The organism is Mycobacterium sp. (assembly GCF_032162605.1).
Taxonomy (GTDB): domain Bacteria; phylum Actinomycetota; class Actinomycetes; order Mycobacteriales; family Mycobacteriaceae; genus Mycobacterium.
On sequence record NZ_JAVROT010000383.1, the window covers coordinates 1 to 11,292 of the forward strand.

An 11,292-nucleotide genomic window follows, 5' to 3' on the forward strand; every position below is an offset into this window, starting at 1 on the left:
TGCCGAGATGGCGTGAAACGTGACGTGATGACTTGGCCGCGCAATCACTCGTGACCTGCAAGTCTGGGACGCGGGCGGCGACGCATGACGATCTGGCGACGCGGGGCTGACGCGAGATCGGGCGGGAGCAGCGTCGTGTTGCATTCGCGCTCCGCATCGCCGATGGGTGCCAGGATCCCGCTGTGATGTGGAGAAGGGAAGAAGCGCCGCTTCATGGCCCAGTGGGATGGCATCGCTGCCGCGGCCAGTGTGTACCTGACGCCGCCGCAACGCTATTCCCCCAGAAGACGTCCGTCGACCAGGCAGCTACATCCAGCCGACCTCGTGTGAACGCTGGCGCAGTGTTCGGCCACGCAGTCGAATAGGTCGACGTCACCGAGGGGCAAGGCGGCCAAGATGATTCGAGGTGTGCACATGATGTCGAGGTCGAACACCGCGTCGATGAGGCGGCGACGTAGACGGGGCGAGGGGTTCCCCGGCGCGATGTCAATGCTGAGCTCGACGCTGGAACACGAGGGCCGGATGTCGGCATACGCGACGTGGTACTGACCGGCGTCGATGCTGATGTGGTAAACGCCTTGGTCGGCGGCGACGTGAGTCGACAGTGCGTTCTGGTCGAAATCCGTCAGGGATGCGTTCATCGCTTCTCCCGGTGTGCATCATTGATATGGAGCCTCGGCGGCGCCGACACCGATCGGTGTCGTGTGAGTAGGTCTCCGACTGCGAAGGTCTATAGATACGGTCCCACCATTTGTGGGCGGGGGGAAGTCCCGACTCAATCGAAGACCATGGCGCTGGAATCGCGCCAGACCGCTGTTGGTGCTCGGCCTTGGCCCGATCGGCTCGATGGCGTGCCGGGTCGCGAATCGCCGCAAACATCAGGGTCTTCGGCGTGGACCTGGTCGACGAGACGCTGAATCGACGCGGCTGACTGGTACTCAGCTGACGCCGGCTACATCGTCGCGGTCACGCCGGTGACCAATGCCATTCCGGTGGTCTGCGATGCGGCGCCTGGTGTGCTGACCTACCTCGATCTGCCGCCGCACGGCGCCCGCGGCCTGCTTTGAGCGCACGGCCGAAACTAGTTGGGCGACAGCAATTGTCAGGCGAAGGACCCCTTCGCAGTGATCGTCGGCAGATCGAGGAACGAGCAGACGCCCGGCGGTGCGGCACACACGGTCAGTATCGAGTTCACGACGCGCGCCGCGGTAGCCACGCAGCCCGCAGTGGTCTGATCGTCCTCGTTGAAGACGACCTCGGTGGTGAATGACGGTGTGCCCGCGACGATGACGCGGAAGCCGCCCGTGCCGACCGACGGCCAATGTGGCGCTACCTCCGGATGAATCCGCGTGACGTGTTCGAGTGCGATCCTGACCTCTGTGCCGACCACGCCCCGTAGCTCGAAGCGGTATCCGGCCACGGTGCCCTTGCGTATTGGCCCCATGGGTACGTCGAAGCCCTCCCCGGCGGCGGCCAGGTCGGCCACGGCCGTGAGGTCGTCGAGTTCGAGGCCGAGCGCGTCGGCGAGCAAGAGCACCGGGCCGCCCATGCCTGCCGCGAGGACGTGCTGGGCGAACGCGTCACCGTAGCTCGGATCGCACGGCGCGCCCCAGATCCCGCCGTTCGAGACGTGATAATTCGGCTGGTCGTACGTCGCGTAGCTGAGACACTCCTGGGCCCGGATCGAGCGCACGTCGCGGCAGATACTGCTGAGGCTGAGCGCCAGTGCGTCGCACATGAAGCCGGGTTCGATGCCGGTGCCGAAGAACGTGGTCGCGCCTGACTCCGTCGCCAGGCGCAGACGCTCGTAGACGTCGTCGCCGAATGCGCGCGGGTTGGTCAGTCCGGAGATTCCGGTGGCTACCACGTTCTTGCCGCTGGCGAGGAGTCGGCACATCGTGTCGACGCTTTCCCAGCCGTCGGTGCCGGGCTCCTTGGGCGACCCGCCGGGCTCAGCGGCCATGTACACCACGCAGTCGGCGTCCAGCGCGAGGAGTTCGTCGACGTCGTGGGTTGCGCTGGGGCCACCCTTCGCCAATCCCGCGAGTTCACCTGCGGAGCGTCCGACGTTCTGCTCCCGGTTCACCCATACGCCGACGATCTCGAACGCGGGGTCGTCGAGTAGGAAGCGCAGCGAGTGCGCGCCGGTATTGCCCGTACCCCATTGGATGACGCGATGCGACATGGTGGACGCCTCCTGAGCTAGTGGTGGCATGCACGTCACGGTCAGACGCGAGGCTCGCGAATGGCATGGATCAGTGGCGTCATTGGACGGGATCATCTCCACCGGTATCACCGGGGCGGTGCAGGCGTTTCCGGAGGTCGTCCTTGCGCACCTTGCCGGTGGGCGTGCGAGGTAGGTCGTCGACGAGCTCGAGACGTTCGGGTATCAGTTGCCGTGTGGTCTCGGCGGTGGAGAAGTGCTCACGAACGTCGTTGAGCGACAGAGCGCTTCCGGGCCGCAGCACGACGAATGCACACACCCGCTCTCCGTACAGGGGGTCTGGCGCCGCCACGACCGAGGCTTCGGCGACCGCCTCGTGCTCAGACAGGATGTCCTCGATCAGCTTGGAGGACAGATTCTCTCCACCTCGGATGATGAGGTCCTTGCGGCGGTCGGTGATGGTGAGGTAGCCGTCGGGGTCGAGCACGCCGACGTCACCGGTGCGAAACCACCGTCCGGGCAGGAAGGCGTCGGTGTCCAATGTCGAATCACGATATCCCGCAAATAATTCGGGACCGCGGCTGAGGATTTCGCCGGGACTGCTCGCAGGGAGGTCCTGCAGCGTGTGATCGACGATCCGGACCTCGACGCCGTCGAGAAGCCTGCCGTCGGTGTGCGCCCGTTTGTCGAGGGCGTCCTCGGCCGAGCCCCCGCTGATCGAGGGATGCTCGCTGGAACCGTAGGCGCGGAAGGCCATGATTCCGTGCTGGTGAGCCCGCTCGATCACACTCGGCGGCACGCTGGCGCCGCCCACCCCGTACTCACGCAGACAGGAGAGGTCGACCTCGTCCGCGAGGTCGAGCAACGTGGTCAGGAAGAACGGCGTTCCACCTGTTGCGGTCACACCGTGCTCGTTGATGAGATGCGCTGCGGTCGCGGCATCCCAGGTCTCCAGCACCACGTGCGGCATTCCCTGGAGCAGCATCCGCAACAGCCCCAGGGTGCCAGCGATATGGCCGGACGGGAACGCCGCGAGGATGACGCTGTCGGTCGCGACGCCGGTCAGCCGTGTCCGCAGCTCCGCGAGCAGGGTGGCGTGGGTGTGCTGCACCCCTTTGGGCTTGCCAGTCGTCCCCGAGGTGTAGACCAGCAGGCACACCTCGTCCGGTGTGACGGGTGTCGGCGGGGTCAACGGCTCGCTGCGTTTCACCAGCTGCGCCCAGTCGAGGAATCCCGGCGGTACCGATTCCCCGATCACGGCCACCGACGACAGGTCCGGGCAGTCGCCGACGCGTCGCAGATCGGCGAGGTAGTCCCGCCGGCCCAATCGGTCCAGCGTGACGAGGAGTCGAGCCCGCGACTCCCGCAGGATGAAGCCCAGTTCGTGCGGTCCGTAGCTTGGCACGACTGGTACGAGTACCGCACCGGCGAGCACCGCGGCCGCCTGTGCGACAACCCCTTCGATGCGGCTGGGTACCTGGACCGCGACACTGTCGCCAGGCCGCACGCCGAGCTTGCGGAAGGCCGCCGCGCAGCGGGCCGCCTGGCCGACGAGCTCGGCGAGCGACACGCGCTCGCTACGCGTGGCGCTGCAGAACATGACGGGGAGGTCGGGCCGGGCGTTGGCCGCGGCCAGGATGGCGGCGGGCAACGTAAGGGCTCGCCGCGGATCGTCCGCCGGCACCGTCACTGCTCCGCGCACGCGAATACCGCCACGCCGGCCGCGACCACCATGTCGTCGCGGCCTTGGTCGGCCAGGGTGAAGCGGACCGCGATCCGCCCTTCGGGTCCGGCCCACCCGTCGGTCCGCACGAGGAACGGGCCGGTGCGGCCCGGGCTGACGAAGTGCACGTCCCAGTCGCGAATCTGAACGGCGTCGGTCCCGGCGAGCTCGGCAGCGACTTCCATGGCGGCCGCCTCGAACACCACGTGGATCGGTCCCAAGTGCAGGGACGCCGACGTCGAAGCATGACGGGACGTGAGGGCCGGCAGTCGCCAACCGTCATCCGTTCGTTGCGCTCCGAATATCACGTGCAGCGGCGGGAGGTCGGCGGTGTCGGGCAGCTGTGGGGGTACGTCGACCGGCCGAAACGATGGCGGCGCATCACCGAGGGTGACGCCGACGCCGGTGGTGACGGCGATGACGCGGGAGGAATCGGCGGCGTCGGTGATCAGCGATCGGCTGAAGCCCATCTTGGCGCCGCGGCGCACAGTGCTGCGGGACACCCGGATCTCGGCGACATGACGGGCGTCGTCGAGGATGTGAAGTCCATAGGTAACGGGTGCGGGGATCACCTCGCGATCGCGCCAGCCACCGGTTTCGGGTGCGGCGATCGCCAGTGGCGCCGCCATGATCCCGCTTCTGCTGTTCCGCATGTCGCGACGCAGCCGCACCGTGTCGGGGTCAATGGTCTGGTTGAAGGCGCGGCCGAGATACCAGTAGGTGATGAGGCCACGTGGACCCATCATTTCCCGCAGCCGGTCCCAGTACTCCTCTACCGGCCCCTCGCGGATGTCCCGAGCCACGTTGCGATCCCTCCTCGACCCACCGGCGACAACATCATCATCGCATTACGCAGTGAACGTGTTGTTTTTCGAACACTAGTCATATTAGTTTTAGAAGGATGACGTTATCGGATCCGCATTCGGATCTTCGCAATGATGGAGGCCGACCGTGGATCTCGAGCTGACCCCGGATCAGGAGTTGCTGCGGGACACGACCCGCAAGTTCCTGCATTCGACCATGCCGTTGACCGGGGTCAGGGCGCTGATTGACGACCCCGCCGGGTTCGACCGCGGGTGGTGGCAGCGCGGGGCCGAACTCGGGTGGACCTCGCTGCTCGTGGACGAGCGCTGGGGCGGAGGGAGCATTTCGGGCGCGGGGCTGCGTGACCTTGCCCTCGTCGCCGAGGAGTTGGGTGCGATGGTGTCCCCGGGGCCCCTGCTCGCGACCAACGTGGTCGCGCAGACCCTGTCGCGGGACGCCTCCGACGAGGTCGCGGCGCAGGTCCTGCCGAACCTGCTCTCGGGTCAATCGGTCGCCGCGTGGTGCGTCGCGGAACCGGGCCGTGATGTCACCCCCGCCGGGATGAGGCTGCGGGCCCGTCGCGCCGGTGCCGAGTTCGTCCTCGACGGGCTGAAGCGACCGGTGGACACCGGCGGGCAGGCCGACTGGCTCCTGGTGACCGCGACCGGACCCGAAGGTCTGTCGCAGTTTCTAGTGCCCTCGTCAGCGCCCGGGCTGCGGATCACCCCGTTGCGCGGGCTCGACCTGGTCCGCAAACACGCCGAACTTGGGTTCGACGGCGTTCGGGTACCGGCCTCGGCGTTGGTGGGTGTCCTGGGATGCGCCTCGGCGGCGTTCGAGGCGCAGCTGCAGACCGCCCTGGTATTGCAGTGTGCCGAAATCGTGGGAGCGACCGACCGGGTCTTCGACTTCACCGTCCAATACGCCTTCGACCGTTCGTCTTTCGGCCGCGCGCTGGCGTCCTATCAAGCCCTCAAGCACCGCTTCGCCGACATGAAACTGTGGCTCGAGTCAGCCCACGCCATCACGGTCGACGCCACCAGGGCCGTGCAGGACGGCGCTCCCGACGCCGGTGAGGTGGTCCGCATCGCCAAGGCCTACGTCGCCGAGCGATGCCCCGAGGTGATCCAGGATTGCATCCAGATGCACGGCGGCATCGGAGTGACCTGGGAGCACGACCTGCACCTATACCTGCGTCGCGTCCTCGTTGATCGGCAGACCTACGGCGATCCGATACAGCAGCGCGACCAAGTGGCGCTCCTCGCCGACAGATAGGAACAGCCATGACTGCGACGACGGTAGCGCCCGGGGAACTGGGCGAAGACTTGGGCGCCTTCCACGCGCGAGCCACGGAGTGGGTCACTGCGAACCTCGAACCCCTCAACGGCGCCGACCCCTACCTGGGACACGCCACCGACGATGCCGACCACGTGTTGCGCGCCAAGGCGATTCAACGCAAACTCTTCGATGCGGGGTTCGCCGGACTGTGCTACCCGGTCGAGTACGGCGGCCGCGGGCTGCCTGCGGAATACCAGAACGCGTTCATCGACGTGACCTACGGCTACGAGCTGCCGCGACTGTTCAACACCCCGACCTTCACCATCATCTTGCCGACCATCCTTGACTTCGGCACCGAAGAGCAGAAGCAGCGGTTCATCCCGGCCGCGCTCAAGGGCGAGGAACTGTGGGTCCAGTTTCTCTCGGAGCCGAGCGGCGGGTCCGACCTAGCGGGGGCTTTGACCCGGGCGGACCGCCGCGGCGACGTCTTCATGCTCAACGGGTCGAAGATCTGGAGCACCTACGCGTGGAAGTCGGACTATGCCTTATGCGTGGCCCGTACCGATTGGGATGTGCCCAAGCACGAGGGGCTCAGCGTTCTGATCGTGAAGGTTCACCAACCGGGTATCACCATCACCCAGATCAAACACGTCGACGGCACCGACGACTTCTGCCAGGAGTTCTTCGACGACGTCGCCGTCCCGGCGGATCACGTCCTCGGCCAGGTCGACGATGGATGGAACGTTGCGTCGCGGCTGCTCCTGCACGAGCGGGAGGCGATGAGCGGGTCGTCGCCCTATGCGATGGCACCACGCACCGCCGCCCACGAGAGTGATCAGGTCAGCGCCGCGGCCCTCGCACAAGACTCAGGCGGCGCAACCGATCCCCGCGTGCGGCAACTCATCGGAGAAGCGCGGGTGCTGACCCGCGTGCACACCGCCCTCGTCGGCCGCATCGCCACGTCCATCCGCACCGGCCGCCTGCCCGCGGCAGCCGGATCGATCCCACGGCTGTCCAACGGGATGATGCGGGTCAGGCTGGCCAGCATTGCGTTAGAGCTCGCTGGGGATCGTGCGGTGGCCTGGAACGACGACGACCCAACCGGCGACCTCGGGGTGGCCTACCTCGGCCGCCAAGGACCCTGCATCGGCGGCGGCACCACGGAAATAACCCGCAACATCATCAGCGAACGGGTCCTGGGCATGCCGCGCGAGCCTGCCGCGGACCGCGACCGCCCGTTCCGGGACGTGCGGACCAATACAGCCATCTCACGGCCTCGATCGTGAACGACCAAGGAGCACACATGGGGAAACTCGACTTTCCGGTATTCGACGCCGACAACCACCTGTACGAAACCCAGGACGCGTTCACCCGATACCTGCCAGCCAAGTACGAGGGGCTGTTCAAGTACGTCCAGATCAACGGGCGCACGAAGATCGCCGTCGACAACGTAATCAGCGACTACATCCCCAATCCCACGTTCGACGTCGTCGCGCGTCCCGGGGCCTTCGCCGAGTATTTCTCCGGCAACAATCCCGACGGCAAGTCGCTGCGGGAGCTGGCGGGCAAGCCGATGCGCACGGGTGAGGAGTACCGCACCGCCGAGCCGCGTCTTCGGCTGCTCGACGAACTCGGACTCGATGCGGCGCTGATGTTCCCGACGCTGGCCAGCCTGCTCGAGGTCCGACTCGCCGACGACCCGGAGCTCACGTGCACCGTCATCCACGCGTTCAACGAGTGGCTCTACGACGAGTGGACGTTCAACTACCGCGGCCGGATCTTCGCGACCCCGATCGTCAATCCGTCCATTCCCGAACGCGGGGTCGCCGAACTCGACTGGCTGCTGGATCGAGGTGCTCGAGTCGTGTTGATGCGGCCGGCGCCGGTCGCAGGCAACCGGGGCACCCGCTCGCCCTTCCTGCCCGAATTCGATCCGTTCTGGGCGCGGGTCGCCGAATCCGGTGTGCTGGTCGCGCTCCATGCGTCGGACTCCGGCTACCAGCGGTACGTCAACGACTGGGAGGGCACCAATCGCGAGACGCTGGCCTTCAAGCCCAACCCGTTCTATGACGCCGTGTCGCCTGGGCGGGCCATCAACGACACCATCACCGCCGCGATCTGCCACGGCATGCTCAGCCGATTCCCGGCCGTCAAACTCGCGAGCGTGGAAAACGGTGGCAGCTGGGCGATCCCGTGTCTCAAGGCGCTGGAGAAGACTTACCAGAAGATGCCGAAGGAATTCGCCGAACATCCCCGGGAAGTGTTCCTGCGCAACCTGTTCATCAACCCGTTCTGGGAAGACTCCATCGAGGACTTGGTGAAGCTCGTGTCGCCCGAACACATTCTGTTCGGGTCTGATTATCCCCATCCGGAGGGGATGGCCGACCCGCTGCACTGGGCGAAGGAGATGGGGGATCTGTTCCCGGCCGCCGACGTGCGAAAGATGATGGGTGGCAACATGTTCGACCTTCTCGGGTTGATTCCCCCCAGCGGCTGAGTCACCTCGTTCTGTGTCGATCGGGCGGCGTCGGGTCGGTCCCCGTCGAACTCCAATGATGGGTGCAGATGGTAGGTGGGCTGGCTTTGCTTTAGCGTGTTAACCTCGACTGGCGGCACATCATGGTTTCGTATTGGTAGACCACCATGGGCGTAACGTGAGACCTACGTAGACGTCACCGGAGGGCACGAAGGGAAAATGAAGGCTGAACTTGAGTCGTCCGCCCTCGACCGGCACTGCCATCTGTCCGCTGACGAGCATGACATCGCCTCATGACGGACCAGAAGGATGTGCGGAGCCGGTTCACCTACGAGTCCGACGGCTTGACGCTGGCGTACTCCGTTGTCGGCGACGGGCCGCAACCCATCGTCTTCGTCCACGGCGCCACCGCCACCGGCGAGTTCGAATGGGGTGCACTGGCTGCCGCGTTGGGACCGAAGTATCGCGGCATCCTGCCCGACATCCGCGGCCACGGCAGATCCGAGTTTGCCCGCACACCACATACGGGTGAGGCGGTCTGCACCGATCTTCACCAGCTCATCGACCAGCTGGAACTGGACCGGCCCCATCTCGTCGGGTTTTCCTACGGTGCCGAGATCGCACTGATGCTGGAGCTGTCGGCTCCGGGCACCGCCCGATCACTGGCGCTGATCAGCCCTGGCACCGGACGCCCGAGCGACTACCGGGTACCGCGCCTCGAGACTCTGCACCGCACCTGGCCGTTCGCGCTGCGACGCCTGCACGAGGCCACCCATGGGCCGGAACATTGGCGCCAGCTGGTCACCGCGCTGCACGAGGACAGCGTGGCTCGTCCAGAACTGTCCGACGACGCGTTGGCCGACATCTCGTGTCCGGTGCTGTTGATGGCGGGCGACAGCGACGAATCGACACGACAGCTTCAGGGTCGGCGGTTCGCAGAACTCAACGAGCGGGCACGGTTCGTCCACATCGTCGGCGCGGGACACTCGGCCCACAAGATGCGTCCGGATACCGTCAGGGACGTCATCAACGACTTCTTGACCGAAGTCGAACTCGAGAGAGCGGGGAGTCATGGCGCGGTCAACTGAGGTGAAGCCGAAGAAGGACCATCAGCCGGCCGAGGCGCACGAACCGAGTTGGCAGCGGGACAGTGTCGACCGGTCGCTGCGCAACGCCCGCGCGCGGGCCCAGGCTCGCAGCGATCGCTTCGTTGCAGCGGCGGTAGAACTGCTCGGCGAGCGCGACGAAAGCGACTTCACCATCCAGGACGTAGTCGACAAGTCGAACATGTCGCAGCGCACCTTCTACACCTTCTTCGACGGCAAGGACAGCCTGCTGCTGGCCGTCTACGAGACGATCCTGCGCACCACCGCCCTGCCGATGCTGCGCGAGCGGTGCGATGGCATCGCCAATCCGGTGTTGCGGCTCAAGGCATTGTTGGAAGCGATATCCGAGATCACGGCGATGCCTCCCCGGTTGGCTCGCGGGCTCAGCGTCCTGCATCTGCGACTGACCGAATCGCGGCCGAACGACCTCACCCACGCTCTCGAACCGCTGCACTCCCTCATCATCGAATTGCTCAAAGAGGTCGCCGACGCCGGCCTGCTCCGGGAGGACGTCCCGTTGACCACCCAGGCCGCGCTTCTCCAGGAGCTTCTACTGGCGACCTCGCACTCGGCAGTGTTGTCTGGCGGTCGGTCGACCACCATCGATGACCTGTGGGCGTTCTGCTCGGCCGCCATCCTCCGCCCGGCGACCGCCAGTGAGGCCGCTTCTGCCTAGGTGACCGCGCCCCTGATCTTGAGCTCGATCAGTTCGTCGTCGGTCTTGCCGAGGGTGCGCAGGATCTCGTCGGTATGTTCGGCGAACTGCGGCGCCCTAGAGATCCTGACGGGCGTCTCGTCGAACTGGACCGGGTTGGCTACCAGTTCCTGGGTGGTGCCTTCGGTGTCGAGCACTTCGGCGATCATCCCATTGGCGCGTAAAGCCGGGTCCTGGCTCACTTCCCATGGGTCCTGAGCGACGGCCCACTGACCTTCCATGCCGGCGAACCGTTCGATCCATTCGGCCAGCGGCCGCTCCGCCAGCACCTCTTGTACGAGCTCTGCGGCCTGGGGCGCATGTGCCATCAGCGCCTCGGCGTCGGCGAACCGCTCATCGGCGATGAGGTCGACACGGTCGATGCGTCGGCAGAACTCGGGCCAGTAGCGGCCCGGTTGCAGCATCGCGAGGACGAGCCATCGGTCGTCGGCGGTCCGGTAGTTGCCGACCAGCGGGTTCGTGCGCGCCGAATTGCCGGGCTCGCGCCGCGCCGGCGGCCCGCCTTCCAGAAGCGCGAACCCCACCGAGAGTGCGTTCGCCCAGGCGCCGACGCCGAGCAACGACACGTCGATGACGGAGGTCTCACCAGTGCGCTCTCTGGCGAACAACGCACTCGCGATGCCACCGGCGATGGTCATCCCGCCCAGCGAGTCGCCGTAGGCGCCTGCGGGCATCACGCACAACCCGTCGTAGTCCACCGGTGTGGTCCCCAGCGCGCTGCCACCGCGAGCCCAGAAAGCGGTGCTGTCGTAGCCGCCCTTCTCGCTGTCGGGGCCGCGGGCGCCGAAACCGGAACCGCGGACGTAGACGATGTCGGGATTGATCTTGCGGACGTCGGAGAGTTCGAGGCCCAGCCGGCGGCGCGCGGCGGGCAGAAAGTTGGTGAGGAACACGTCGCTGCCGCGGATCAGCTCGCGCAGAATCTCCAGCGCGTCAGGGTTTTCCAAGGCCAGGCCGATGCTGCGCTTACCGCGGTTGGGGTGTTCCATCAGCGGAGCGAAGGATCCGCTACCGACGGGCATGCCC

Annotated in this window: 10 protein-coding genes; 5 read left to right on the forward strand and 5 right to left on the reverse strand. The window is 66.3% G+C overall.

Annotated features, from left to right (window positions below; genetic code table 11):
- Positions 1–272: 272 nt before the first annotated feature.
- From QOI01_RS21570 to QOI01_RS21585, 4 genes are all read right to left on the reverse strand, one after another.
- The gene (locus QOI01_RS21570; RefSeq protein WP_526384530.1) at positions 273–641 is read right to left on the reverse strand and encodes a hypothetical protein; all 369 of its coding nucleotides are present in this window, start codon (positions 639–641) and stop codon (positions 273–275) included.
- Between the two features lie 461 nt (positions 642–1,102).
- A complete protein-coding gene (locus QOI01_RS21575) occupies positions 1,103–2,215 on the reverse strand; it encodes an NAD(P)H-dependent amine dehydrogenase family protein (protein ID WP_526384532.1) in 1,113 nt (370 codons plus the stop codon).
- 49 nt (positions 2,216–2,264) lie between these two features.
- Positions 2,265–3,866 (reverse strand): AMP-binding protein, encoded by a 1,602-nt coding sequence (locus tag QOI01_RS21580; RefSeq protein ID WP_526384534.1) that lies wholly within the window; start codon positions 3,864–3,866, stop codon positions 2,265–2,267.
- Entirely contained in the window at positions 3,851–4,690 is an 840-nt protein-coding gene (locus tag QOI01_RS21585) for a hypothetical protein (protein WP_526384536.1), read from the reverse strand. The genes QOI01_RS21580 and QOI01_RS21585 overlap by 16 nt, the downstream gene beginning before the upstream one ends.
- Positions 4,691–4,838: 148 nt before the next feature.
- Here QOI01_RS21585 and QOI01_RS21590 point away from each other — a divergent pair, with 148 nt between their 5' ends.
- The 5 genes from QOI01_RS21590 to QOI01_RS21610 all read left to right on the forward strand — a co-directional run bounded on the left by QOI01_RS21590 (position 4,839) and on the right by QOI01_RS21610 (position 10,227).
- Positions 4,839–5,966, forward strand: coding sequence for an acyl-CoA dehydrogenase family protein (locus tag QOI01_RS21590; RefSeq protein WP_526384538.1), 1,128 nt, complete (start codon positions 4,839–4,841; stop codon positions 5,964–5,966).
- An 8-nt stretch (positions 5,967–5,974) separates the two neighbouring features.
- A complete protein-coding gene (locus QOI01_RS21595) occupies positions 5,975–7,255 on the forward strand; it encodes an acyl-CoA dehydrogenase family protein (RefSeq protein ID WP_526384540.1) in 1,281 nt (426 codons plus the stop codon).
- Positions 7,256–7,272: 17 nt separating this feature from the next.
- Positions 7,273–8,466, forward strand: a complete 1,194-nt coding sequence (locus QOI01_RS21600) for an amidohydrolase family protein (RefSeq protein ID WP_526384542.1) — start codon at positions 7,273–7,275, stop codon at positions 8,464–8,466.
- Between the two features lie 272 nt (positions 8,467–8,738).
- Complete coding sequence (locus tag QOI01_RS21605; RefSeq protein WP_526384544.1) at positions 8,739–9,533, forward strand: alpha/beta fold hydrolase; 795 nt, start codon at positions 8,739–8,741, stop codon at positions 9,531–9,533.
- Positions 9,517–10,227, forward strand: coding sequence for a TetR/AcrR family transcriptional regulator (locus tag QOI01_RS21610; protein WP_526384546.1), 711 nt, complete (start codon positions 9,517–9,519; stop codon positions 10,225–10,227). The genes QOI01_RS21605 and QOI01_RS21610 overlap by 17 nt, the downstream gene beginning before the upstream one ends.
- Here the strand turns inward: QOI01_RS21610 and QOI01_RS21615 are convergent.
- On the reverse strand, positions 10,224–11,292 hold a 1,069-nt coding region (locus QOI01_RS21615), incomplete at its 5' end, for a CaiB/BaiF CoA transferase family protein (protein WP_526384548.1). The two genes, QOI01_RS21610 and QOI01_RS21615, sit on opposite strands and share 4 nt — an antisense overlap.

Coding starts and splice junctions, on each gene's coding strand:
- QOI01_RS21575 (WP_526384532.1), bottom strand. CDS start 2,215: ATGCCACCACTAGCTCAGGAGGCGTCCACCATGTCGCATCGCGTCATC.
- QOI01_RS21605 (WP_526384544.1), top strand. CDS start 8,739: ATGACGGACCAGAAGGATGTGCGGAGCCGGTTCACCTACGAGTCCGAC.
- QOI01_RS21600 (WP_526384542.1), top strand. CDS start 7,273: ATGGGGAAACTCGACTTTCCGGTATTCGACGCCGACAACCACCTGTAC.
- QOI01_RS21595 (WP_526384540.1), top strand. CDS start 5,975: ATGACTGCGACGACGGTAGCGCCCGGGGAACTGGGCGAAGACTTGGGC.
- QOI01_RS21610 (WP_526384546.1), top strand. CDS start 9,517: ATGGCGCGGTCAACTGAGGTGAAGCCGAAGAAGGACCATCAGCCGGCC.
- QOI01_RS21570 (WP_526384530.1), bottom strand. CDS start 641: ATGAACGCATCCCTGACGGATTTCGACCAGAACGCACTGTCGACTCAC.